The sequence below is a fragment of the Actinopolymorpha sp. B11F2 genome (assembly GCF_040195635.1).
In the GTDB taxonomy this organism is placed as follows: Bacteria; Actinomycetota; Actinomycetes; order Propionibacteriales; family Actinopolymorphaceae; genus Thermasporomyces.
This window is the reverse complement of the sequence record NZ_JBEFTX010000013.1, coordinates 58,638-84,143: the sequence shown is the minus strand read 5'-3', so window position 1 is coordinate 84,143 and position 25,506 is coordinate 58,638. Positions and strand designations below refer to the sequence as shown.

General features: G+C 68.9%; 20 protein-coding genes. 13 read left to right on the top strand and 7 right to left on the bottom strand.

All coding sequences use genetic code 11. The features are described 5' to 3' along the window. Positions 1-68 precede the first annotated feature (68 nt). Positions 69-1,088, top strand: coding sequence for a DUF4331 family protein (locus tag ABN034_RS22340; protein WP_349692956.1), 1,020 nt, complete (start codon positions 69-71; stop codon positions 1,086-1,088). Positions 1,089-1,138: 50 nt separating this feature from the next. Here the strand turns inward: ABN034_RS22340 and ABN034_RS22335 are convergent, their stop codons facing one another. Further along, positions 1,139-2,074 (bottom strand): CU044_5270 family protein, encoded by a 936-nt coding sequence (locus ABN034_RS22335; protein ID WP_349692955.1) that lies wholly within the window; start codon positions 2,072-2,074, stop codon positions 1,139-1,141. Then, the gene (locus ABN034_RS22330; protein ID WP_349692954.1) at positions 2,067-2,678 is read right to left on the bottom strand and encodes an RNA polymerase sigma factor; all 612 of its coding nucleotides are present in this window, start codon (positions 2,676-2,678) and stop codon (positions 2,067-2,069) included. The genes ABN034_RS22335 and ABN034_RS22330 overlap by 8 nt, the downstream gene beginning before the upstream one ends. A gap of 589 nt (positions 2,679-3,267) precedes the next feature. Between ABN034_RS22330 and ABN034_RS22325 the strand changes: the two genes are divergently transcribed. Both ABN034_RS22325 and ABN034_RS22320 read left to right on the top strand, forming a co-directional pair. Further along, complete coding sequence (locus ABN034_RS22325) at positions 3,268-4,665, top strand: MFS transporter (RefSeq protein WP_349692953.1); 1,398 nt, start codon at positions 3,268-3,270, stop codon at positions 4,663-4,665. 43 nt (positions 4,666-4,708) lie between these two features. Beyond that, complete coding sequence (locus ABN034_RS22320; RefSeq protein WP_349692952.1) at positions 4,709-5,254, top strand: NADPH-dependent FMN reductase; 546 nt, start codon at positions 4,709-4,711, stop codon at positions 5,252-5,254. 19 nt (positions 5,255-5,273) lie between these two features. Here the strand turns inward: ABN034_RS22320 and tuf are convergent, their stop codons facing one another. Further along, entirely contained in the window at positions 5,274-6,455 is a 1,182-nt protein-coding gene (tuf, locus tag ABN034_RS22315; protein WP_349692951.1) for an elongation factor Tu, read from the bottom strand. Positions 6,456-6,934: 479 nt separating this feature from the next. Here tuf and ABN034_RS22310 point away from each other — a divergent pair, with 479 nt between their 5' ends. Then, on the top strand, positions 6,935-7,474 hold the full coding sequence (locus ABN034_RS22310) for a histidine phosphatase family protein (protein WP_349692950.1): 540 nt from the start codon (positions 6,935-6,937) through the stop codon (positions 7,472-7,474). Between the two features lie 26 nt (positions 7,475-7,500). On the opposite strand, the gene ABN034_RS22305 is transcribed toward ABN034_RS22310, so the two are convergent. Continuing rightward, on the bottom strand, positions 7,501-8,268 hold the full coding sequence (locus tag ABN034_RS22305; RefSeq protein ID WP_349692949.1) for a 2-phosphosulfolactate phosphatase: 768 nt from the start codon (positions 8,266-8,268) through the stop codon (positions 7,501-7,503). 259 nt (positions 8,269-8,527) lie between these two features. On the opposite strand from ABN034_RS22305, the gene ABN034_RS22300 reads away from it, so the two are divergent. The 3 genes from ABN034_RS22300 (at position 8,528) to ABN034_RS22290 (ending at position 13,127) form a co-directional block, all read left to right on the top strand. After that, a complete protein-coding gene (locus ABN034_RS22300; protein ID WP_349692948.1) occupies positions 8,528-9,973 on the top strand; it encodes an HNH endonuclease signature motif containing protein in 1,446 nt (481 codons plus the stop codon). 261 nt (positions 9,974-10,234) lie between these two features. Further along, entirely contained in the window at positions 10,235-11,539 is a 1,305-nt protein-coding gene (locus ABN034_RS22295) for an alkaline phosphatase family protein (protein WP_349692947.1), read from the top strand. A gap of 118 nt (positions 11,540-11,657) precedes the next feature. Continuing rightward, the gene (locus ABN034_RS22290; RefSeq protein WP_349692946.1) at positions 11,658-13,127 is read left to right on the top strand and encodes a right-handed parallel beta-helix repeat-containing protein; all 1,470 of its coding nucleotides are present in this window, start codon (positions 11,658-11,660) and stop codon (positions 13,125-13,127) included. An 11-nt stretch (positions 13,128-13,138) separates the two neighbouring features. Here ABN034_RS22290 and ABN034_RS22285 read toward each other — a convergent pair whose 3' ends face one another. Beyond that, complete coding sequence (locus ABN034_RS22285) at positions 13,139-13,954, bottom strand: trypsin-like serine protease (RefSeq protein WP_349692945.1); 816 nt, start codon at positions 13,952-13,954, stop codon at positions 13,139-13,141. Positions 13,955-14,082: 128 nt separating this feature from the next. Continuing rightward, on the bottom strand, positions 14,083-16,686 hold the full coding sequence (locus ABN034_RS22280; protein WP_349692944.1) for a polysaccharide lyase family 8 super-sandwich domain-containing protein: 2,604 nt from the start codon (positions 16,684-16,686) through the stop codon (positions 14,083-14,085). Between the two features lie 145 nt (positions 16,687-16,831). Between ABN034_RS22280 and ABN034_RS22275 the strand changes: the two genes are divergently transcribed. The 6 genes from ABN034_RS22275 to ABN034_RS22250 all read left to right on the top strand — a co-directional run bounded on the left by ABN034_RS22275 (position 16,832) and on the right by ABN034_RS22250 (position 23,552). Continuing rightward, positions 16,832-17,281, top strand: a complete 450-nt coding sequence (locus ABN034_RS22275; protein ID WP_349692943.1) for an SRPBCC family protein — start codon at positions 16,832-16,834, stop codon at positions 17,279-17,281. A 207-nt stretch (positions 17,282-17,488) separates the two neighbouring features. Next, positions 17,489-18,070 (top strand): hypothetical protein, encoded by a 582-nt coding sequence (locus ABN034_RS22270; protein ID WP_349692942.1) that lies wholly within the window; start codon positions 17,489-17,491, stop codon positions 18,068-18,070. 361 nt (positions 18,071-18,431) lie between these two features. Further along, positions 18,432-19,343, top strand: coding sequence for a diacylglycerol/lipid kinase family protein (locus ABN034_RS22265; RefSeq protein ID WP_349692941.1), 912 nt, complete (start codon positions 18,432-18,434; stop codon positions 19,341-19,343). Continuing rightward, the gene (locus ABN034_RS22260; protein WP_349692940.1) at positions 19,340-20,140 is read left to right on the top strand and encodes a metallophosphoesterase family protein; all 801 of its coding nucleotides are present in this window, start codon (positions 19,340-19,342) and stop codon (positions 20,138-20,140) included. The genes ABN034_RS22265 and ABN034_RS22260 overlap by 4 nt, the downstream gene beginning before the upstream one ends. 149 nt (positions 20,141-20,289) lie before the next feature. Then, positions 20,290-21,675 (top strand): winged helix-turn-helix domain-containing protein, encoded by a 1,386-nt coding sequence (locus ABN034_RS22255; protein ID WP_349692939.1) that lies wholly within the window; start codon positions 20,290-20,292, stop codon positions 21,673-21,675. A 239-nt stretch (positions 21,676-21,914) separates the two neighbouring features. After that, on the top strand, positions 21,915-23,552 hold the full coding sequence (locus tag ABN034_RS22250) for an ankyrin repeat domain-containing protein (protein WP_349692938.1): 1,638 nt from the start codon (positions 21,915-21,917) through the stop codon (positions 23,550-23,552). 115 nt (positions 23,553-23,667) lie between these two features. Here ABN034_RS22250 and ABN034_RS22245 read toward each other — a convergent pair whose 3' ends face one another. Further along, positions 23,668-25,503: an ABC transporter substrate-binding protein gene (locus tag ABN034_RS22245; RefSeq protein WP_349692937.1), complete on the bottom strand. Its 1,836-nt coding sequence runs from the start codon at positions 25,501-25,503 to the stop codon at positions 23,668-23,670. Positions 25,504-25,506: the final 3 nt, after the last annotated feature.

Genomic DNA, 25,506 nt, shown 5'->3' with positions numbered 1-25,506 from the left:
AGTACGCCCGTTCGAGCGTTCCAGTGTTCGGCGGTTTTTCGGCGGGCGGGCGATGGTAAGGGCCAGACGTGTCCAACCACTTCACCGGCCTCAGCCTCGGGCCGCCACTTGGCGACCAGCGGCTCGATCTGTGCGACCTGTACGCGTTCGCGGCACCCGACGATCCGAGCCGGACCGTCCTCATCCTCAACGCCAATCCGCGCGCAGATGCCCTGCACCCCGACGCCATATACCGCCTGAACGTCGACAACGACGGCGACTACCTGACCGACGTCGCCTTCAGCTGGGTCTTCAGCCCGCCGGCATCCAACGGTTCGCAGACCTACAGCGTCTTCATGGGCTCCGGTGCGGACTCCCGCAGGCCCGAGGCGGCCGGCACCAAGATCGTGTCCGACGCTGCCGTCTCCTTCGGCCCTCGGGCGAACGTGGTCAGCAGCGGCGACTACAAGGTGGCCGCTGGTAGCCGCAGTGACGCCTTCTTCTTCGACTTCGACGGAATCAAGAATCTGTTCGACACCAGCGGCAACAGGAATTTCACCGCACCGCACCTGGGCGGGAAGTCCCCGTGGACCGGCGTCGACTCCAACAGCACGGCGAACGTCTTTTCCATGGCCATCGAACTGCCGACCGCGGAGCTGGCGCCAAAGCCCGAGCTGCACATCTGGGGCAGGTGCAGCGTCCTACGCGACGGCGAACTCGTCCGCGCGGACCGGGCGGGACACCCGTCAATGAGCAGCTTCTTCAACACCGACGACACGAAGGAGGAGTACAACGCCAGCGAACCGGTCAACGACCGGGCCAGGTGGACGGACCAGTTCGTCCACCTGTTGGGCCACACTGGCGACTACTCACGCGAGGAGGCGATCACCGCGCTCGACGAGCACGGCCTCCTGCCGGACGTGCTGCACTTCGACCCGGCCAAGCCAGCCGCGTACCCCAACGGCCGGACATTCACCGAAGACGTCATCGACATCCGCGTCGCGTTCCTCACCAAGAACGAGGCGCCGCCCACCGGCCTGACGCCCCACACCGACACCCTGGACAGGTTCCCGTACCTCGGCGACCCGCACCCGGCAGGCACCTCCTGACGGACCCTCTTCGGTTACGGACCTTGCCCAGCTCGCGTGTGCCTGTCCCACTACGGCCGTTCTCCGGCCCGGTCGGTGAGAGCGGACTCGAGGAGGGCGGATCCGCTTCCGTCGTGACCGCGTTCCCCGAGATACCCGTACGTCTCCGGGTCGACGAAGAACTCGTACCCCTCGAAGTTCTGGCCCGGCGGCTGGGTCGACGGCCGGTAGCTGATCGTCACCGCTGCGCGCCCGGCCGGGTCTTCTCCGTCGACGGTGACCTGGACCTCCGGGATCCGCGCGAGCGCGCGGAACAGCGCGGCCTGCAGGTCGGGTGGCGGTAGGAGTCCGCCGGCACCGAGCAGGTCTCTCGCCACCCAGAACGCCTGGCCGTCGGCGGTCTGGTCGGGGTCGAGGTCGCCGAAGCTGGCCCACACGCCCAGCCGGCGAAGCTCGTCCAGCAGCCGGGCCGGATCGCGCGGCAGCGACTCGTGGTGGTGCCAGATCCGCTGCGGAGACAGCGTGCGCTCCTCGCCGTGACCGCCGTGCTTGCCGCGAGGTTCCAGCGGTGAGGACAGGAGGCCGTCCGGGCACTTCTCGCACTGGGGTACGAAGGTGACGGTCTGCCTGCCGTCGAAGCGCCACCATCGCTCGACCTGCTCGTCCGGCTCGCCGCCCGGCCAGGTGTTCAGCCGCTTCGTGTAGAGCCATGCGTTCGGACGCGTGCGTTCGACCTGTGGCACATCGTCGTCCACGACGGCCGCGGCCTGGCGCAGGAAGACGGCGGCGTCGGCGACCTGGGACGGCGAACTGCGCAGCGTGTCGGCGACCGTGACGCCCGCCGCCAGTGCCAGTGCCAGGCCGACCGTCACCGCCAGCCGCCAGCCAGGGCGGCGACGCGGTGGCACCATGCCGGCGACCAGACGCCGCCGGATGCCGGCGAGCCCACCCTGGGTGGGCGGGGGGACGGTTTCCCGCAGCTCGCGCAGGACCTGGAGATCATCCATTGCCGGACTCCTCGTCGATGATGGTCGGATCTGTCCCGCCCAGCGCCTCACGTACTTTCCTTCGGGCCCGGTTCAGCCGCGACCGCACCGTGCCGGTGGGAATGCCCAACGCCGTCGCGATGTCGGCGTACGACAGCTCCGCCCACGCGTACAGCAGCAGGACGTCACGGTCGCGTTTGGCCAGCCGGGCGAGCGCTGCCGCGAGGTCGCGGTGCATCCCCTGAGCGGTGACGCGGGCCTCGACCTGTTCGGCGTACGAATCCACCACGGGATCGACGCCGGTGCGGGCGAGGGCCCGGTAGGCGCGGACCTCCGCGCGTCGGTGCCGCCCCACCAGGTTCGACGCGATGCCGTAGAGCCAAGGCAGCGCATCGGGTCGGGTGAGGTCGTACCGTCTTCGCCGTCGGAACGCCGCGAGGAAGGTGTCGCCCACCACATCGTCGGCGGCCGACGCCCCCAGGCGCCGGCTGACGTACCGGTGGATCGGGCCGCCGTGCCGGTCGAAGAGCGCGGCGAACAACTCCGGCTCACGCCAGGAACGCTCGATCAGGACAGCATCGCTCGACTCGTTCGTCCGGTCGTCGGCGGCGAGCGCTGCGGTCATGCCGGGGCTCCATCCTGGTGAGCATCACGTGAGCAACGGGTGGTGCGGGAGGGGTTCACCTCCTCTCACCCGCTCAGCGCACGCGGGTTCACGGAATTCGCCGATCGGACGTTCTCCGGCCGTCATCGTCGATCGAGCGCGCAAGGTCCGGGCCGCTCGCAGGGTGTTCGTGCGGAGAAGAACGTTCGTGCACGGAAGGTCGGTGCACAGGAGCCGGCGTCGGCAGGAAACGCCCTACGCAGCAAGGAAAATGTGGCGCGGGCCCGGTGGACACGTGGGGCGGCTTCAACGTCCAGCGCGGCCGGCTTCACACCCTGCACCGGCACTTCGGATAAGTCACTCCCGGGCCCGCTGGCGATGATCGTACAGCACCTTTCTGTGCAGCGGTGGTCGCTGGGAAAAGCACCTTCGTGCGGCGTCGGTCGCCGGACGGGAATCTCCCCAGGCGCTGGCCGGAGAGGACATCCACCCGACGACTTGACCTCAACATTTGTTGAGGTCCTACGGTCGTCGAGGACGGCCGAAAGGGGCGCACTGGCGCACCGAAGACGCCGCCAACACGGGTCAGCGGCGAAGGGACAGAACGCACATGAGCGCAGGTGTGGAACGCACGCGCTGGGGACCGGTCACGGCCCTCGGGTTGGCCATGCTGGTGGTCACTTCCGAGATGACCATCGCCGCCGTCACGCTGCCGGGTCTTGGCCGGGATCTCGGCGTCGGTCCGGCCGCGACCGCCTGGGTGCTCCTGGCGTACGCCCTGCCGATGGCGGCGATCGCCATTCCCGTCGGCCGGTGGGTCGATGGGGCCGACGTCCGGGCGACGTTCCTGCTCTCGATGGCCGGCGTGGGTCTGGCCAGTGTGCTGGGTGCGGTCGCACCGGCGTTCTGGATCCTGCTCGCCGCGCGAGTGCTGCAGGGGATGGCGGCCGGGCTGGTCGTCGCCGTCTACATGCCCATCGTCCTCGGCAGCGTCCGCGAAGAACAACGCGGCCGTGCGTTCGGCGCCATCGTCACGATCATGACGCTCGGCGGCATGGCCGGGGTCCCCCTGGGTGGACTGGTCGCCGGTGCGTTCAGCTGGCGCGAGGTCTTCGTGATGAAGATCCCGCTGCTGTTCGTCGTTGTGTGGCTCGCGTTCCGAACGGTACGAAGCGGCCCTGGTCGCGGCCTTCCGTTGCCACGCCTCACGTTGCTCCACGAGGCGGTGCTGCTCGGCGGTGCCGTCACCGCCGTCCTGCTCGCCTTCGACCAGGTGGACGATCGCCCGGTCGTCGCCGGTGGGCTCACCCTCGCGGCGCTGGCGCTGGGCACGCGGTGGGCACGCCTGCCTTCGGCCCGCCCGGTGCTCACGTTGGTACGCGGGCGTACGTTCGCCGCGGCACTCATCGCGCTGTTGTGCATGAGCCTCACGATGGGGCTGATCGTGTTCCTGCTGCCGTACCTCATCGCCGATGTGTTGGCGGGAAGCCCGGAGCTGACCGGGATCGCGCTGCTGTTCTTCGTGGGTGTCATGGCACCGATCTCCCCCGTCGCGGGCATGCTTTCCGACAGGTACGGCACGATGCTGGTCGCCAGAGTCGGCAGTGCCGTCATGGTGGCCGGGATGATCACCATGGTCACGGTGGGAACAGAGGCAGGTCTGGTGGATCTCGCCTGGCGCCTCGCCGTGCTCGGTGCCGGTGCCGCGTTGTTCAACACACCGATCAACGCGGCGATCCTGGCCGCCACACCGGCCGGGATGGCGGGAACCGCCGGCGGCCTCGCGATGACGGCGCGCACCGTCGCCACCACCGTCGGGCCAGCGGTCGCTGCGCTGTGCTGGACACTCGCCGGAGGCGGCATCGCCGGTTTTCGTTCCGGTGTCGTGGTCCTCGCGGTGATCGCGTTCGGTGGGCTCGTCGCCCTCTGCGTGGTACCCCGCCACGTGACCGATCCCGTCACCGCGGCCGCGCAGAGCGTGGAAGCGGACGCTTCACCCGTAGCCTGAACACGCCCTCCACGACCGCGAACCTTCACCCGAGGAGTACGCAGTGACGTCCGAGGAACCCGTCCAGCTCGCGGTGATCGTGGGCAGCGTCCGCGAGGTACGGTTCGGACCCGTCGTAGCTACCTGGTTCGTCGGCCGCGCCAAGCAACGCGACGACCTGACCGTGGACGTCATCGACCTCGCCGACACGCCGATTCCCAGCGCCGGCTTCGCGGACCGCATCGGCGTCGCGGATGCGTTCGTGGTCGTCACACCGGAGTACAACCACAGTTTTCCCGGCCCGCTGAAGCATGCGATCGACAGCGTGCGTACGCAGTGGAAGGCCAAACCCGTCGGCTTCGTCAGCTACGGCGGACTGTCCGGTGGCCTGCGTGCGGTCGAACCCCTTCGCGTCGTCTTCGCCGAGCTGCACGCGGTGACGGTCCGGGACACGGTGAGCTTCCACGGAGGGCGGCGGTGCTTCGACGAGGCAGGGAACCCACGCGATGCCCACCAGGTCAATCTGGCCGCCACCATCCTGCTCGACCAGGTGACCTGGTGGGCACACGCGTTGCGAAGCGCCAGAGCCGTACGCCCGTACGCCTTCTGACCCTTCCAATCCGGCTGCTTCAATCCAGGTCGACGACGGTTCCGGCGCCGACCGTACGGCCACCTTCGCGGATCGCGAAGCCGAGGCCGGCGGCGAGTGCGATCGGCTTGCCGAGTTCGACGGTCATGTCGACCGTGTCGCCGGGCAGAGCCATCCGGCCCTCGCCGAGCAGGATCGTTCCCACCGTGTCGGTCGTACGAAAGTGGAACTGCGGCTGGTAGCCGTGAAAGAACGGCTTGCGCCGCCCACCCTCGTCCGCCGTCAGCACCCGGACCCGGGCCCGGAACTGCGTGTGCGGCCGGATCGAGCCGGGTGCGCTGACGACCTGCCCGCGGCGGACCTGCTCACGCTTGATCCCCCGCAGGAGCATCGCCGTGTTGTCGCCGGCCTCCGCGTGGTCCATCGCCTGACCGAACGTCTCCAGCCCGGTCACGACACTGGTCAACGGCTCGTCGACCAGGCCGACCACCTCGACCGCCTCACCGACACGGACCGCACCCTGCGCCACCACACCGGTCACGACCGTCCCGCGCCCGGTGATGGTGAGCACGTTCTCGATCGGCAACTGGAACGGCTTGTCCAGAACGCGCGGCGGCACCGGCACGTACGAGTCGATCGCGTCGAGCAGGTCGTCGATGCGGGCGATCCAGTACGGATCTCCTTGCAGGGCAAGAAGTCCGGACATCCGGACGGCAGGAACCTCGTCGCCGGGGAATCCGTACGCGGTGAGCATGTCGCGCACCTCGAGCTCGACCAGGTCGAGCAGGTCGGTGTCCTCCACGGCGTCCGCCTTGTTGAGCGCCACCACCATGTGGCGTACGCCGACCTGCCTGGCCAGGACGATGTGCTCGCGGGTCTGCGGCATCGCACCGTCCTCCGCGGACACGACCAGCACGGCACCGTCGATCTGGGCCGCGCCGGTGATCATGTTCTTCACGTAGTCGGCGTGGCCCGGCATGTCGACATGCGCGTAGTGCCGGGTCGCGGTCTCGTACTCCACGTGCGTGATGGTGATCGTGATGCCGCGGTCGCGCTCCTCGCGGGTACGGTCGATCTGCTCGAACGGCACCGCACGGGAGAGCCCGCGGTCGGCCAGCACCTTGGTGATGGCGGCTGTCAACGTCGTCTTGCCATGGTCGACGTGCCCCATCGTCCCGATGTTGAGGTGCGGCTTGCTGCGTGCGTACAACTGCTTGGCCATGGGTGTTTCGTCCTCACCTACGAGGGAATTCCCGGGCTCGCGCTCGCGAGTGTGCGGGAACGTGAGAACCACGGAGTACGGCCCGTTTGTTTGAGGCGGCCGGTTGATCCGGATCGAGTCGCCTGGTCGGTGATCCGACCCGGGCCCGTGCTCTGGTCCACCCCTCTCCGCTGGTTCTCCGGAGGGGACGGAGAGGGGTCAGCTTCGGGCGCCGTCGACCGGCGCGCACGCCGCGCAGGCAGCCGGCAGCGCGCTCAGCAGCGTCTTGGCTGCGAGCGTCAGGAAGCCGACCGGGGCGAACATGCCCACCAGCATAGGGATTCCGCAGGGCTGCGGTCGACCGGATTACGGATGGCGCGACGCCTTGCCGGCGATGGACGGCTCCACCGTCACATGGCCGACCGGCAGGCCAGCAGCTACCTGGCACCGGGCCGACAAACCGGCGCGAACGGAGAACGGCACCAGTAGCCTGTGCGGTTGTGACGATTCTGGAGATCCGACGCCACAGTCTGCGCAAGAACACCGGCGGTTCGCAGCTCTCGCAGCAGGGGGTGGACCTGGCCCGCAGGCTCGGCGAGTCCATGGGCCCGTTCGCGGTCGTCGCCACCTCCGTGGTCCCGAGGGCACGGGAGACTGCCCTCGCGATGGGCTTCGCGGTCGACCAGGAGGTGGTCACCCTTGCTTCGGACGAGGAAGGTCTCCACGCCGAGTCGGCGGAGTCGCAGTGGTGGCAGGCTGATCATCCGTTCGCCGCGTTGGCCGCACTGATCGGACAAGGCGGGGCGAGCTACCGCTATGCCCACGCGCTCGCCGCCGTCTGGCGTGACCTGCTGACGCCGTTGTCACACGACCAGGCCGCACTCGTCATCGGGCACTCCGGCGACCTGGAGTACGGGCTGGTCGCCTGCTTCCCCGACGCCGATCACCGCCGGTGGGGCCGGCCGCTCGGCTGCTGCGAGGGCGCCCGGCTGACCTACGCCAATCGCTTCTGTGGCGTGGAGTTCTTTCGTACGCCATGAGTTCGTGCCCGCAAGGTGCGCGTGGATCAGGTGGCCGCGACGAACGCCTCGTCGGTGAGGACAGGGACGGTGCCCGAGCCGTCGATCTCAGTGGCGACGGCCACGTCTTCGGCGAATCCGTACGCGATGAGCTCCCGGCCCGACGCGCAGTCGGCGACCGCGGACCCGACATCGGCCGTCGTACGGAAGCTGGCATGCGCGTTGAGCGCCTCCGGGGACAGGCCGTCGCGCCCGGCGTCGACGAGGGCGGCGATGACAGCTCCGGCACCGAGGAGATCCTCGACCGCTGGTCGGAGGGATCCGTCCGGCCAGCGCTCACCGGAGGCGATCACGGCGACCGGGCGTTCGGGTGACCCGAACCCGTTCGCGGAGAGCCAGCGTCCGGTGGCGCGCGCGTTGCGTAGGCTCCCGGCCACGACTGTCGCGCCGGCACTGGCAGCCGCCGCCGAGATCGTGGATCCGTTGGGCGAGGGAAGCACCAGGCGGTCGACAGTCGGGGCACGGCGAAGCGCGGCGGGAGACAGCGACCACGGGGACTCCTCCGACACCGCCTTGCGGCCGACGGCCAGCCGGGCACCCTTGTCCTTCGCGAAGGTGGCGGCCGTCTCGTCACGCCACGCGTAAGGGAACACCCGCGTCCCCGCCTCGACGACAACGGTGACTGCCGTGGTGAAGGAGAGGACGTCGACGACCACGACACAGGCGCAGCCCTGGCGGATCCGCTCCGCACCCGCCGGACCCCACTCGAACCGGATGCTGTACAGGGACTGTGCGTACCACGGAGCCTCTGACACGACCGCCAAGTATGTCACGAGAACGGCCCTCTCCTCAGAGCCACGATGTCGGGCGATGTCCGCGGTGGCAGTTGTGCGCGGTAGCGGTTGTCCGCGGCGGCGGTGGGCCCGCATTCCTGCGCGCACTCCTTCCCGTGATCATGATCGTGATCATGAAGGTTCTCGGGCGTATAGCGCCTCTCCCCCTTCATGATCATGGGACAGTCCTTGTTTTACAGGGATTCCGGGATTGGGCTGTCGGTGGTCTAGGTTTGGGATCATGGAAACGGCCACCACGACCGCGACCCGCGGCACCGCCACCGCCACAGAGGCAGGCCCTGACGGCACCGCTGCCGGGGCGGGTGCCTCAGGCTTCGGTGAGGCGGGCTGCGGCTCGACTGGTGCTGGCTTCGGTGCAGAGGGCTTCGGTGCAGAGGGCTTCGGTGCAGAGGCGCCGCGACACGGGTTGTCGGTGCTGGTGTCTCGGATGCGTGCCCGGCTTGGCGAGGAGTTGCCGCCGGTGTTGTGGTCGATGGCCAAGGACGAGTTGGTCGATCTACTTGTCGATCTGCAGGGTCTGCTCGCCCAAGCTGAAGCCGCGTCCCTGGCGGCGGTGCGCGAGGTCGACCGGCGCGATCTGGGCAGGACCGCCGGCGCCACCTCGACCGCCACCTGGCTGTCCGGGCTGCTGCGGATCCGTCCCGGCAAGGCCAGCCGACGCGTGAAACTCGCCCGCGATCTGGACACCACACTGGCGATGACCCATACCGCTCTGAACGCCGGTGACATCGACGTCGAGGCCGCCGACGCGATCGCCCAGACGATCCGCAACCTGCCCTACGAGGCCGGGCCGGACGTCCGGTTCGACGCCGAACGGGCCATGCTCGACCACGCCCGGGTCTTCCACCCCCAGGATCTCACCCGGATCGGCACCACCATTCTCGACACAGTCGACCCAGATCTCGCCGACCGGATCCTGGCAAAGAAGCTCGCCGACGACGAAGCCAGGGCAGCCCGCCAACGAGAACTGTCGATCCACGACGACCCCTACTCGACCTCGAGCTTCCTCCGCGGAAAACTCGACGCCGAAACGGCCGACATGCTCCGCACCGCGATCGAGCCATTGGCCAAACCGCGACCCACCGACGCCGACGGACCCGATACCCGCACCGCCAGCCAACGCCTCGGCGACGGTTTCCACGAACTACTTCGTCGCTATCTCGACTCCGGCGAATCACCCACCCACGCTGGCGAGAGACCCCACCTCGTCATCACCATCACCGACACCAACCTGGCGGACGGCACCGGCCACGCCACCCTGCTCCGCACGGGCACCCCGATTTCTGCTCGTACCGCCCAACGCATGGCGTGCGACGCGAAGGTCAGCCTCTGGGGCACGCTCAACGGTGACGAAGCGCTGACTGACGGCATTCGCCTGTTCGTCGGCAAGACCCGCCGCCTGCTGGAACTCCGAGACCGCGGCTGCGCCTTCCCAGGCTGCGACCGACCACCCGCCTGGTGCGAAGGCCACCACATCATCGCCTGGCTCCAAGGCGGACCCACCACCGTCGACAACGGCGTCCTCCTGTGCGGCCACCACCACCGCCTCATCCACCAAGGAGCCTGGCAGATACGCGTCGCCGACGACGGGCAGCCGGAATTCATCCCACCCGAATGGATCGACAAGACAAGGCAACCCCAACGCAACAACAGGCTTCGTACGTAGGAGCGCGCGGTTCTTCGTCTTGCACTGGTCGGACGAGACGACGGCCCGGACCGAGGCACGGGACTTTGCGTCCGTACTGGGCCAGCTTCCTTGACCGCCTGATCACCCTCACCTACCGTCCAGCACGCCCGGTCGGGATCTGGGCGTCGCGGGGTCTTTGCGTACGGACTCTCAGCTGGAGGCTGCCCCATGTCACGGTCCACTCCACGCCCCACGACCAAGGTGGCGCGCCGTCTCCGCCGTCCGCTCATCCGTCGTGGCGTGCGTAAATCCCTGCTCGGCATCATCGCCGCGCTCGCCGCGCTCACCGCCTTCGTCGCGGTACCACCATCGACCTCCGCCGACGGCGTCCGCGTACCGCACCCCAAGCACGTGGTCCTCATCGACTGGGACGGATTCGATCCCGACTACATCGGTCAGGCACCCATGCCCCACCTCGACGCGCTCATCAACCGAGGCAGCCTCTCGATCGCCCGCGGGACCTACAAGACCATCTCCAATCCATCCCGGGCATCGATGTCCACCGGCGCCTATCCGGAGACCCACGGCAACGTCGCGTACGTCTACGACCCACAGACCAACCGCGTCCAAGGTCAGAGCAGGTTCCTCGCCGCCGAGACGATCGCGCAGCGGCTCGCCGCCGAAGGCAGGACGTTCGCCTCAGTGCAGTGGTACATGGTGCAGAACTTCGGCGCGACCTACGGCGACCAAGAGCATCTCTACGTCCAACCTGGTGGGTCGTGTGCGGCCAGGGTCGACGCGGCGAGTGCCATCCTGCACCGCCAGCCGGTCGACTCCAACGGTGCTCCGGTCACCGTGCCGAAGATCCCCGACTTCCTCGCCGTCTACTGCAGTGACGTCGACAGCCTCGGCCACAACGAGGGCCCGAACTCGCCGAATCTCCCGCCCCTCCTCACCGAGATGGACCGCCAACTCGGCCGCCTCGTCCAGGCCACCAAGGACGTCGGCATCTACGGCGAGACCGCGTTCATCCTGACCTCCGACCACGGCATGACCGAGTGGACGCGGACGCTGCAACCCCAGGTCCTGCAGGCCATCGCTGAGCTCGGACACCAGCCGGAGATCGTCCCCTCCGGTACGTCGCCGAGGCCTGAGACCGACGTGATCATCGTCCCGTTCATCCGCACCGGCACGGTCGCGCTGCGTGGCGCCGCCGCCACCGACGAAGCACGGACGGCGATCGTCCAAGCCCTGCAGGCCCTGCCCGAAGTCGAACGTGTCCTCGACCGCGACGACCTCCGAGCCTTGCACGCCAGCGAGAAGGAGGGCGACCTCGTGATCGAGGCGAAGCCGCCCTGGGCGTTCGCGACAGGCGACCTTCCAGAAGGCAAGGAACAGGGCTCGCACGCCAGCCTGGCCGAGATCGAGGTGCCACTCGTGGTCTCCGGCACCGGCTTCTGTCGTCAGGTCGCGCCGCGTTCGCCGGAGCTGGTCGACATCGCCCCGACGATCGCGGCCCTGCTTGGCACGGAGCCACCGGCGCAGGCACAGGGCCGTCCGTTGTCGGAGGTTCTCGGGCCGCCCACGTGCCGTCCTGCTCCGTAGGCCGTGTCACCGCACGTTCCGGACAGCGCTGGCCAACGCCGGCCGGTACGCGTTGACGGGTCGGTCCGCCTCCTTCACCCTCCACAGGATGTCCGCCGCCACCGTGAAAGGCCCACCCATGTCTCGGCGAACGCACTCCCGTCACACCGTTGGCGACCCACCTGACCGCACCACCCGACGGGGCATCCTCACCGGAGCTGGCGTGGCCGCCGGCATGGCGGCCGGGCTTGGCGCCGCCGGAGCCATGGCCCCACGCCCGGCCCTCGCGGCACCCGAGCAACGACTGCGGTCCTACTACGACGTCCGCGACTTCGGCGCCACCGGCGACGGGAACGCCGACGACCAACCTGCTATCCAGGACGCCATCGACGCGGCGTCCGCCTCCGCCGACGGCCTTCCGCAGGGTGGCGGGGCCGTCGTCTTCCTCCCTTCGGGTCTGTATCGCGTCGGCCGTACGCTGCGGATCGAGAAGTCCAACGTGGGACTCGTCGGCATCGGTGCCGGCAGCGTCATCCAAGGCGCCGCTGCTGAGGGACACATCATCTACGCTGGTACGCCCGACCCGAGCACGCCAGTACGGAACGTTTTTTTCGAACACTTCGCGGTGACGGCGGCGGTGCGCAAGGTCTCGGGTGCCGGCATCTTCTGCGAACACGCCGAGCGTTACCGCATCGACGACGTGAAGGCCGCACCGCAGGAAGTCGGTCCCGGCCCGTTGCACGACGCGTTCTACTTCCGGTTCTTCGACACCTGCGTACTCTCCAACGTCATGGCGATCGCGCACCACGCAGGTGTGACACTGCACGGAAAGCCCAACCAGAGCTACGGTGCGGGGTTCTGGCTCATCGGTGGTTCGCGGGTCATCGCCGATCTCGAGAAGGGCAGCGTCGGTGTGCACATCGGTCGAAGCTCTGGCGGCATCGTCTTGGAGGATGTCGACGTCATCGTCAACGAGACCAACGTTCTGATCGACGACGCACTTAGCGGCACCATCAACCGGGAGATCTTCTTCAACCAATGCTTCATCGACAGCGCGAGCGGGCACGGTCTCGACGTTTCCGCGGGCAGTGTGGCATTGCTCCACCTCAACAACACCTGGGTCTCAGCCAGCGGCCGGAACGTCTTCGGAACACCGGATCCGCCACCAAGCGACGGATTCCCGCACGGCAACAACATCAACTACCGCAGCGACCCCGACGCCGCCGCACCGAACCGCCGAGGGCTGAACACCGTCATCGTGGACGGGTGCCGGATCTTCAATGCGTACGGCTCCGGAATTGCAGCCGGCTCCGGGAAGTGGATCATCACCGGAAGCAACGTCCTCTACAACGGACTCGGCAAGAACGGCGGACATGGGATCGCGCTGCTGGGCGACCAGGTCAGTGAGGCGATCATCAACGCGAACATCGTGTCGGACAACGGCTCCCCCGAGGGTGAACCGAACCGGCAACTCGGCGAGGGCATCCACATCGGACCAGGTGTACGCAACTACATCGTCACCCACAACATCGTGCGCGACAACGCCACCGGCCAGATCGTCGACAGGGGACGAGGAAACAAGATCGTCAAGGACAACCTGACGAACTGACGGGCCGGCGGCTAACGGAGGTGGCTGCCGAACGCGGACTGGAGCCAGGTGAGGTCGTCGGCACGGTCGACGCGGTACACCCCGCCGGTACCCGCGCAGTTGCCGTTGATGCCGAAGGAGGTGACTCCACCGACGACACTGGAGTTGCCGATGAAGTTGGGGCCGCCCGAGTCACCGAAGCACGTTCCGCCGGTGTTCGCGTTGTTGGACAGGAGGATGGAGTAGTCCCCGGTGAAACCGGTGTTGATCTGCAGGAGATGCGGACGGGCGACCATACGTACGCGCTGGTTGTTGGCGAGGAACGAGGCCTGGTCGGGGAAACTCTCCTGGAGCCCGTAGCCGACCGCGGTGAACGTGACGTCCTGGGCGCCGCGCCTGGAGGCCATCGCGTCAAGGACGTCCTGCTTGGGCAGCGAACCGTACGTACTCATCTTCATCGGCTGGCTCAGCACCACCACGCCGAGGTCGAACCGATAGAAGGCGTCCGGATCGTAGCTGGGATGGGTGTATGTCGTGCCACCAACATCACCCTTGTCGGGGTAGCCGTTGGCGGGGATGCCGGACTCGACGTCGGCATCGAACCAGATCTCCGCGTGGGCGGCGGGAGACTCGGTGCAGTGGCCGGCCGTCAGGAAGAGCGTTGCCGACAGGAGCGTGCCGCTGCAGCGCCACAGGGGATTGCCTTGGGCGTCATGCGCCACCATCAGACCGACGTACGGATGGCCGTCGCCGTCGAGCTCACCGTCGGTGATCGCAGCGGCGGGACTCCACGAGAGGGCGAGAAGGGCGAGAACGGAAACCGCGAGAGTGACGGCCTTCTTGACCATGTGAGCTCCTCAAGATCCACTCCTGCACGACGTGCGGCCACTGTAGTCCGCCACGCCATGGTGGAGTAGCACATTGACCGATGCGGTCGCCAGCCGGTCCGGGTGGGCGGGGGCCAACGTCTCGTGTTCTAGCGGCGGAGGGTGACTCTGAAGCTGTGACCGTACGCATGGCGGGTGTCGCACTCCACCCACGTACCGCCGGCGACGCGCCGCACCCGCACCCCGTCGTCCGCCGACACCACCGTCAGCGGGGCGCCGCGGAGCAGGACGCTCACCGTCGCCCGCTCCATCGTCGGGTCGGACGCGGCGACCCTTATCTCGCCACCCTGCCGCGTCTGCATGATCACCGAGGCCGGTCCGTCGATGCTCATCCCGGCCGCCTCATGCCGACCGTCGGCGAACACGTTGGCGGCGGTCAGCCCGAGCCCCGTGTGCTGGATCGCCTGGACGCTCCGGCTGTTGGCCAGCACGGTGAGCGGCCCGTCGGCGTACGACCTCAGCTGGCCCTCGCCGGCATTGGGCACGAGGGCGTACGCCAGCGACGACGGCGCGGCACCGGCGGGCTGGTCGATCGAGACGCCGAGGACCTGCCGGGTCACCTGCGTGTCCGGGTTGGACGTACGCACGACTCGGCGACTACGGGTCACGGTCTCCAGCCCGACCGCCACGTGACGCGGCGCGAGGAAGACGTACCCGACCGCGGTGCCCTCGCTCGCGTTGGCGTAACGCAACCACGCCAGCGCTCCCGTGCCCGGGCCCGACCAGGCGCCGCCGTCCCGCAGCGCGCCACTGATCGCGATCTCGTCCGACGGCGCCGCGGTCCGGGCGTCGACGCTCGTCGTCACCGCGCGGCCGGCCGGGTCGCCGACGTTCGCGGCCAACACCACGATCTCGTCGTCCAGCATGAACCACGACTTGGTGGCCGTGGCGTTCTGGTAGACCACGAAGTCGTCCGGCAGGATGCCGCTCTGCTTGTCGACGTACGCAACGTCGTCGGACTGCACCATCCCGGCCACGCCGTACGCATCGAGGGTGGCGCCGCCGCAGTGCCGGTTGGTCCCGCGCGGGAAGTAGACGTAGGTGTTCTGCGACTCCGACGACGAGGTGAAGTTCAACGGGTGGTCGGGGTTGTCGTAGTACGGCGTGCCGTAGAGCTCCGGAATCGTCCTCCGCTGCTCCACCGGCGCGGTGACGCCTGCCAGCGCGTAGGGCGAGACCGTCGAGAAGTAGTCGATCCCGTACGCCTGGGTCTGGTCCTGCCCGGCCAGGTAGAGGTAGTAGGCGCCGTCGCCCTGGAACCACGGCAGGAGATTCTCGCCGCTCATGTACTCGTACTTGCTGATCCGGTCCGAGCTCCGCGCCAACGCGAAGGCATAGCCCGGACGCCGGTGGACGTTGCGGTCCATCGCGTTGAACGCCACGGTCCGCGCCGGCGGGTTGAGGTCCGCCGGCGTGATGCCGGAATCGCCGAGGACGTCGGCGTAGCGGGCCACGCTGACCGGTGACACGAAGCTCGTCGGGTCCAGCGCGACGGGCGACGTCGACGCGATTGACTTCACGTAGCCCTGGAGTGCGGCCGCGTCCCCGCCGGCGGCGTAGTCGGCGAGGTCGACGATCGCCTCGACGATCGTGCGGACGTCGGCATAACCGGTACCCGTCCGCGACACGGCACGGCCCTTGACGACCTCCATCATCCAGCCCTCGAAGATCAGCGGTGCGAACCCGTCCCTGACCCAGCCCTGCACCACCGCGACCAGCTCCTCACCTCGGGCGTACGTCGTGCCGTCGAGGATCTTGATGGTCTGCACGACACGGGTGAGCAGGCCGCGGCCGTAGGAACCGGTGTAGGCGACCGAGTGGTGCTGGATGAACGACCCGTCGGCGTAGTAGCCGTCGGTGACACCGTGCTGCAGGTCGTACGGATCGATGGTGGCGAACACGGTGAGCTGGTCCGCGAGCGCCTTCGCGATCCGCGCGTCGTCGCCGAGCACCGCCCCCTGCAGGATCCGGTTGGTCGTGATGTCGGCCAGGTTGGCGCCGGTGTGGAAGCGCGAGTCGAGGTCGACGTCGCCGTCCTTGCCGTTGCGGAGGTAGGCGTCCATGGCGGCGACGTAGGTCTCGGCGAGGCCGGGGCGGTACGCCTGCACCTGGTCGGCGAGCAGCACCAGGGCCTTGCTGACGTGGGTGGAGATGCCGATCTCCCAGTTGAACCAGTTGCCGTAGTACCCCTTCTCCTGGTCGCCGTAGTAGGTGTCGTGCAGCCAGACCAGTCCGTCGATCACCCGGCGCTGCACGTCGAGGTTGCCGTCGAGGTCGGAGCCACTGCCCGGCGTCCGGGTGGCGAGCGCGATGTCGGAGAGGTTGCGGAACGACGTGGTGAGGTTCGGATCGCTGGTGCCGAGGGGCAGGCCGGCGAAGAGTTCGCCGTCGCCGGCGTTGTCCATCGCGGCGAGGTGCGTACGCGCGGCCCGGTCGATGCCGGCCAGCTTGGCGGCGACCTCGGGTCGGGCGTTCGACTCCGGGGTGCCGGCGAAGATGCCGCGCGTGTTGTCCAGCAGCCGCGCGCTGTCGGCGGCCGCGGTGGTGGAGGAGGCGACGGAAGTGGAGGAGGCAGTGGAGGAATCGGCGGGGGTGTCGGCAGGGGTGCGGGCGCCCGCCGGTCGCGGTGTGGCCACCGGCAGCAGGCTAGCGGCGGGCACGACGGACAGCAGGCTGCGACGGCTGATTCTCACGGGCACTCCTCCACGACTCCGGCCGGCGAAAAATCCTGACGACAAGAGACAAGCAGAGGTAACTATCTACGACAAGGCTCGTCGCCCGGCCGAAGCCGAACTATTCGTGCGCCGTCCGGGCGCGCACACTTCTAGGCTCGTTGGTGTGGTCATCGTCGGAACACGCGAGATCGCGGCGCCGGCTGAGCGCGCGTGGTCGCTCCTCGTCGACTGGGAACGGCAGAGTGAGTGGATGCCGGCGACGACCGTACGCATGCTTCCCGGCCCGACGCACGGGATCGGCACCCGGCTGGAGGCGGTGACGGGCTTCGGCCCGATACACGTGGCCGACCCGATGCGGGTCGTCGCCTGGGAACCACCGCGCAGGTGCGTCACACTCCACGAAGGACGGTGGCTCCGCGGAACCGGCACGTTCGCGGTCGAGCCGCTGGGGCGCGACCGGTGCCGCGTGACGTGGCGTGAGGACCTTGACCCGGGGCCGGTGCTCGGCCGCGTCCCGGGCGTTCCCACCCTGCTCGCCCGCGCGTCGCAGCCTTTCTTCGCCCTCGCGCTCCGCAGGTTCGGCACCGCACTCGCGGCGTACCCGTCCCCCTAAGGCGCTTCCATGGTCGACAGTTCCGCCGCCGCCGGCCAGCGGGGGGCGTTCGAGGTGGTGCTTCGCCGGCTCACCTACCGCCGCCCATAAGGGGATCTCGCCCACTCGAGTCGCCGACAGGCACGCGCTGAACCCTGGTCACTTGCGCCTGCCACCATACCCCCCTATGGTATGCGGGACAGCACTGCTCGAGGTTTGGGGACCACGATGACCGAGACCAAGCCCACGGCGCCACCAGGTTCCAGTACCCATGGCCCACTGCGCCGCCGCTGGCCCGCACTGGCGGGAGTCGGCTTCGCCGCCCTGGTCGCCTTCGATCTGGCGAGCGGCGTCGACCTGGCACCCGTCCTCGCCGCGTCCGCCGTGGTCTACATCGGCGCGGCGGCACTACGGAAGCCGGCCGCGGCGTGGCCGATGTTCTTCGCCACGGTCGTCGTCATCACCCTGGCGAAGCTCATCGACGTCCGCGTCGATGCCACCTGGATCCTGCTCGGCGGCGGTGTCGCCCTCGCGATCTTCGGACTGCTGAGCGGCGCGATCCGCCCCACGTACGGGCTGCCGTTACAGAGCATCGCCCTGCTGGGCTTCGGCGCGGCCGCGGTGGTCGCGATGCTCATCAACGCAGATCTCGGCGGATACCTCGTCGCGGCCGGGCTCCTCGGGCACGCGGCCTGGGACGCCCATCACCACCGGACCAACCGGGTCGTGGCCCGTTCCATGGCCGAGTTCTGTCTTGTGCTCGACACCGCCCTGGCGTTGGTGATCGTGCTCGTGACGGCCTTGGGCTAAAGCAGCCGGGGCGACGGCGTGATCCCGACCAGATAGCGCGTGACGTTGTTCTGCCGGCTGGAGCCGTCCGGGGCCAGCGAGCCCACCAGCGCCTCGTTCCTGCTCATAGGCCCAGTCACGCGGACGGCGTCCCCAGAGTTCGCCTTGTGTCGTCGCTCCACTCATGGTCATCCTCATGTTCTGTCAGTGGTGGCGCCGGCACCTGTCCCGGGGGTGGAGACACGCCCGCCCCGTACTCGTGACCGGTACGCACCGATCCTGGCTCCGGTTCGCGGTGGGCAGTCCCGGTCCGGAAGTGCTTCGGCGTTCCGCGCACTGTCGGTCGCATCGCCGGCGAGAGAGCCTGCATAGACTGCCAGACGTGCACAGGATCGCGGTCGTTTACAACGCACGTTCGGGTGCGCTGGCGTCGGGCTCCGCGGAGGCGGAACCTGTCGAGGATCGCCTGGCCGACCTGTTCGCGAGGCGGGGCATCGTCGCGGAGCTCCAGGCGTTCGAGCCGGCGACCCTGCCCGAGGACGTCCGCGCGCTGCTTGCCCACCAGCCGGATGCCGTGATCGTCGCCGGTGGGGACGGGACGATTCGGTCGGTTGCCGAATACACGGCGGGCAGCGGGGTACCACTCGGTGTGCTACCCGCCGGGACCATGAACCTGCTCGCGCGCGACCTGGGCATCCCCGAGGAGACGGACGCCGCCGTCGACGCCCTCCTGGCCGCACCGGTCCAGCTGATCGACGTGGCACGGGTCAACGGCCAGGTGTTCCTGTGCAGTTCGGCGTTGGCGATCATGCCGCACCTGGGCCGGATCCGCGAACGGTCCCGCGGGACGATCGGACTGTCGCTGCTCCGGCTGTGGGCGCGTGCGATCCGGATCTGGCGGCGGTACCCCCGGATGCGACTGGCCGTTGTCGTCGACGGGCATGAGCATGTCGTGCGTACGAGGGCGATGGTCGTGTCGAACAACCCCCTGACCCCGCGGCCGGGACCACCACACAGGGACCACCTCGACACCGGTCGCCTCGTCGTCTACGTCACCCGGGACCGGACCCGCTGGGACCTTCTCGGCATAGCGGCGAAGGTGCCCACGGGAACCTGGCTCACCGACCGTCGACTGCGTACGTACGAAGGCGGGACCGTGCAGGTGGTCTCGTCGCGGCTCAGGATGATGAGCGTGATGAACGACGGGGAGATCGTCCAACTGGAGATGCCCCTGCGCTACGACATCCAGCCACGCGCCCTTGCCGTCCTCGCTCCCGGTACCACGACATCATGACCGTACGCATCGCGCAGATCTCCGACCTGCACTTCGGTCGCGAGATCCCGCGGATCGCCGAGGTGTTGCTCGACGACCTGCGGGCGGCGCGCCCGACGGTGGTGGCGGTCTGCGGTGATCTCACCCAGCGTGCGCGGGAACGGGAGTTCGCGGCCGCGAAGGCCTTTCTCGACGAGTTGCCGGCGCCGGCCCTGGTCGTCTGCGGCAACCACGACCTGCCGGGATGGCGGGTGTGGTCCCGGTTCGCGCGGCCGTGGCGGCGGTGGCGCCGGCACATCACCGCCACCGACCCGAACGCGGCGGTCTCCCTCACCGCCGACGGGCTCGCCGCCGTGGGCGTCAACACGGCCCGCCGTTGGGGACCCCACCCGGACTGGTCCCGGGGCCGGATCAGCGCCCGGCAGGTCGCCGCCATCGAGGAGGCGTTCGACGCCGCGGCGCCCGGCGACCTGCGGGTGGTCGTGGCGCACCACCCGTTCCTGTTGACGACGGCCGGACGGTCCCGCGGCATGGTCGGCGGGTCGGCGCTCGCGCTCCGGCGCCTGCGGCACAGGGCGGACCTCTTGCTCGGCGGCCACGTCCACCTCGGATACAGCGGCGTGGTCGCCGGCATGGTCGTCGCGCAGGCCGGGACCGCGTTCTCCAATCGGCTCAAGGGCGAACCGAACGGCTACAACCTGATCGACGCCGACGAGACCGGACTGACCGTGACGATGCTGCGATGCGTCGAAGCGGGGTTCGAGGCGTACGACCGCAGCCGGTACGTCCGCGACAACGAGGGCTGGCGCGCCGCCTGACCCCTGCCCTCCATCCCCGCTGCCAGGAGACCCCCGACAGGGGGTGTCAGGGTGGCCGACTACCGTCCAGCCGTTGTGGCCCGGCGGTCGCATGGCCTTGAATTCGGCCACATCCACGCCAAGGCGGCGGAGGCAGGTGAGGCGGCAGCATGGAGAGCCAGGTTCGAGGTCGGCCACCCGAGCAGATCACGGTCGAGACGGCCCGCCGGATCGCGCTCGCCGCGCAGGGGTTCGCCGATCCGCGCCCGTCGGGTCGGGTGGACGCCCGGCACCTGCGCCGGGTGATCGACCGGGTGGGCGTCCTGCAGCTGGACTCGGTCAACGTCCTGTGCCGCTCGCACTACCTTCCCGTCTTCGCCCGGCTCGGCCCCTATCCGCAGGACCTGCTGGACCAGATGGCGTGGGGGTCGGGGCGTCGGCGCGCGCTGTTCGAGTACTGGGGCCACGCGGCATCGCTGCTCCCCCTGCAGACGTACCCCCTGGTGCGCTGGCGGATGGAGGCCGCGCAGCGGTGGGTCTGGGACGGTTGGACCTCCGCCCGGGTCCCCGGCCGACCGCCACCGGACTACGCGACCACCTGGGACGACGACATCATCGCGCCCTGGGCGGTCATCGAGGGGATGACGCGGCTGACCCTCGAGCGACCCGGCCTTGTCCACGAGGTGCTCGACCGGGTCACCGCCCACGGCGCCGTCGCCGCCGGTGCCGCCAGCCCGGACGGCCGGCGGAGCAGCGGCCCCACAGCCGAAGGCGGCCGGATGTGGAACTGGCAGGACGCCAAGATCGCTCTCGAATGGCTTTTCTGCACGGGCGCCGTCACGACGGCCACGCGGAATGGCTTCGAACGCATCTACGACCGCACCGAACGCGTCCTTCCCGCCGCCGTCCTGAACGCGCCGGCGCCGAATCCCACGGACGCCCAACGGGAGCTCGTACGCATCGCCGCCCGCGCGCAGGGCATCGCCACCGAGAAACAACTGCGTACCTACTTCGACCTGTCCCGGGACCAGGCAAAGGCACGTATCGCTGAGCTCGTCGAGACCGGCGAGCTCGCACTGGTACGCGTCGACGGGCTGGCCCAGCGGATGTACCTCTGGACCGAGGCCCGGGTGCCGCGACGGGTGACCGCGCGGGCCCTGCTGTCGCCGTTCGACTCCCTGATCTGGGACCGGGACCGCGCCCTGCGCCTCTTCGACTTCCACTACCGGATCAGCATCTACACGCCGGCCGCCAAACGTACGCACGGCTACTACGTACTCCCCTTCCTGCTCGGTGATCGGCTGGTCGCCCGCGTCGACCTGAAGGCCGACCGCCAGCAGTCCGCCCTGCTCGTCCAGGCGGCGTTCGGCGAACCAGGAGTACGTGAAGACGAAACAGCCGCCGAGCTCGCCGAGGAACTCCGGGCGATGGCGGACTGGCTCACACTCGACCGGGTACTCGTGAGCGAACGCGGCGACCTCGGCCCCGCACTCTCGCGCGCGATCAGCATGCCGAGGGGACGAACGGAGAAAGCCCATGATCGGTCGCCTGAATAACGTCATTCTCGAGGCACCTGACCCACACGCCCTGGCACTCTTCTACTCGGAACTGCCGCCCGGCCGGGGTTGACACCCTGGCGAGGTATGGGCGAGAGTCCGTGTCAGCGCGCTCTGGGGCGCCTCCTGTCCGCGGCAAGGGAGTCCTACTCCCGCCCATCGCCATGGTGCTGCGTTTCCGAACCTTCTTCTTCGCCTGACTCAGCGGACTTCAGGCACGTACCTGGAGGAAGGTTTCCATGACCAGGAACCTCACGTCCCGAAGCTCCCTCGCCAGCCTGAAGAGGGAGGCGAAACGCTGGCTCAGGACGCTCCGCGCGAACGACCCAGACGCCCGTGCCCGATTCGTCCGGGCCCACCCCCACGCCCCCGCCCACCCCGGGCTGCGCCACGTGCAACAGGCGATCGCCCGCGAGTACGGATTCCCCGGCTGGGCGGAGCTGACGGCCGAACTGTCCCGCCGACACGGTGACCGACCAGCGGCCGGCAAGGCCGACGTCGTACCCGCACTGCTCCTCGCGGCCGGTAAGGGCGACGTCGAACTGGTCGGTCAGATCCTCGACACCCACCCTGACCTCGTCGACGAGCGCGGTGCCCTGGGTCAGTCCGGCCTGCGTACGGCACTCCATTTCGGGGTCGCCCACGAGCCGGTCGTCAGGCTGCTGCTCGAACACGGCGCCGACCCCGACGTCCGGGACGAGGGAGACAACGCCACGGCACTGCACTTCGCCGCCGAGCGCGGCGACCTCGACGTCGTACGACTGCTTGTCGAGAATGGCGCCGACCCCACCGGTGAGGGCACGCACCACGAGCTCACTGCCCTGGGCTGGGCGACGTGCTTCGACTACGCGTACCACCCGGATGTCGCCGGCTACCTCCTCGCGCACGGGGCACGGCACACCATCCACACCGCCGTCGCCATGGGCGACACCGACGCCGTCCGGGACCTGGTGGCCCGCGATCCCGCCGACCTCGAACGTCCGATGGACGCGACGAACCACCACCGCCGACCGTTGCACCTTGCCGTCGCCAAAGGACAGGCCAGGGCACTCACCACCCTGCTCGACCTCGGCGCCGACCCGGAGGCCGAGGACGCGGCCGGGCTGACGCCGCTCGACCAGGCCGCGCTGAGCGGTGCCCGGGACCTCGCGGACCTGCTGGTCGCGCGTGGCGCGGTGGTCCGGTTGCCCGCCGCGGTCGGGCTCGGCCGGGTGACCGACGTCGATCGACTGCTGCGCGAGGACCCGGGCTGCCTGCGACCAGGAGGCCGCTGGGAGAGACTCGTCCTCCGGGCCAGCGTGCGCGCGTCCGGCGAGGTCATCGATGCGTTGATCCGGCGTGGCGCCTCGGTGGACGTCCGTGACAGTCCGCAGACCGCCGTCGACGGTACGCACGGCTACACCGCTCTCCACGCCGCCGCGTTCCAGGGCAACCTACCGGCGGTACGCGTCCTGCTCCGGCACGGCGCGAGCCGTACCGTACGCGAGGAGAAGTATCTCGCCACGCCCGTCGGTTGGGCCGACTATGCCGGCCACACCGAGATCCGCGATCTGATCCTCGACGGGCCGGTCGACATCATCGACGCGATCGCCTTCGACCGACTGGACCGCGTCACCGAACTCCTCGCGGACGACCCACCGGCGCTGGACCGGGCGCTCGGCGAGTTCATCCCCGGAGACGGCAGGCCGTCGTTCGACCTGTCGTGGACGCCGCTCGCGTACGCCGCCGCCCACGGCAAGGTCGATGCCGCCCGACTCCTGGTCGAGCGCGGTGCCGACCGCTCGGTCCGCGACTCCGAGGGACGTGGGCTGCGCGACATCGCCCTCGCGCACGGACATACCGCGGTCGTGGAGCTTCTCGACCAGTACGACACCTGACCGGGCTGCGGACCGGCCAGGGCCCGGAAGGCATGTCGGGAGCGGTGAACGTTGGCGTCACCCTCAAGAACACCGGAATCGGGCCGGTGGCTAGCGGGCTGCGGCCGGCCGGAGTTCAGGTCGTGAAGAACCATTGCTCCGCGCGGTGCGGATGCCAGAACCAGTTCGCCGCTCCCCACCACCGTGTCTCCTCGCCGGCGAAGACGCTGTCGGGGAGTACGTTCTGCAGATCATTGGAGACGACCACGGGCGAGGGGGCCTGGCCGACGACGCCGATCACCCAGAGGGTCTGGGCAATGAGGTCGTGAATTCTTCGAGCGAGCTCGTCGTACTCAGGTGTGCCCATCTCGTACAGCTGCCACTCGTGCAGTGCTTGGTCCAGTTCCTTGGCCTCCTCGGGAGGTTCGACACCGCTGGCACCGCCTGACCGCAACCAGGTGCGCCAACCGTTCGCGTACAGGATCGCGGAGTCCCCACCCGGCCCCAGCTTCGACGAGTAGGCACCGTAGGCGTACGCGGCTCGTTCGAGCTGGCGGTCGACGTGCCATGCGCTGGCATCATGGCCGCCGGCTTCGAGCCGGGTGAGAAGGTAGTTGCGGTCTCGTGGCTGGGCGGACACGTTCAGGCCGACGTCGCGCCAGTGGTTCACCACGAGTTCGGCAACCTCGGTCTTCGGCCCCTCGTGCGGCAGGAACTCCAACTGGAACGACAGGCGCCTCCCGTCGGGGCGCAGCCGGATACCGTCGGGGTCGCGGCTGCGGAGGCCCACTTGGTCGAGGAGGTCGTTGGCGAGGTCGGGATCATATTCCGCGAAGTGGTCGGCCCACTCCTGGCGAAAGAAGGTCGCCTGTTCGTTGATGGTGGCCTGACGTGGGGTTCCGCGACGGAGGAAGACAAGGTTGTTGATCTCTTCACGGTTGATGGCGGCCGAGAGCGCCTGGCGGAACCGCACGTCACGGAAGATCTCCCGGAGTGCCCGATCCTTGTGCTCCTGGTTCAGTGCCAGGGCCACGTCGGCGCCCCGCTCGCTGGTGAGCAGGGCAGCCCGGTAGTTGCCCTCCTCCTCACCCCTCTTGATGACGGGATAGTTGCGTACGGTGAGATCGAGACCGGCGACGCTGACGTCGCCCGAGATCGCCCGCAGATTCGTCACTTCGATGTCGCCCACGTAGTCGATGACGACCTCGTCGATGTACGGAAGCTGCCGGCCGTCCAGGTCGACCTTCCAGTAGTACGGATTGCGTTCGTAGCGCTGCCGTTGGTCACTCATCTCGACCGGCATCCACGGATCCAACACCGGCCGCTCCGGTGCCTGCACTCCGTAGTGGGCGGCCGCGAAGTAGCTGAACTGGTCCTGCCAGTTTCCATATCCCGCCGCCTTGGCCTCCTTCGCCGCGGCGGGGTTGTACTTCGGGTGATACTTCTGGAGAAAGTGTGCCGGAACATAGGGTTCGGCGGGAGCGCCGGTGTAGTTCAGCAACGCGAACGACGGAGTGGGAAGAGCGAAGTCGAAACGCACGGAGTAGTCGCCCGTCTTGGACACCCGCATCCGTTCACCGTCACGGACCCACTGCGGTGCGGTGATCGGGGAGAGGTCCTCGTCGAACTGCCAGTCGTCGAAATAGAAGAGCACATCGTCGGCCGTGAACTGCTCGCCATCCGACCAGCGCAGGCCCTCCCGCAACGTGATGACGCAGGTCGTGAAGTCCGCGTTGAACTCGAAGGACTCGGCGACTTCGGGTGCGCGCTCGGCCAGGTCGGCTGAGAACCGGAAAAGGCTCGGCACCATCGTCGTCTGCAGGTCGCTGGTCGTCGCCGGGGCGAGAGAGGTGCCCCGCAGGGTTCCGCCGTAGCGGCCGGCACTCTTCAGCGGCCGCACGACGAGCGGTTTTGCGGGAAGTCGCTTCCGCAGCGGAGGAAGGTCGCCGGCCGCGACGCGGCGAGCGAGCATCGG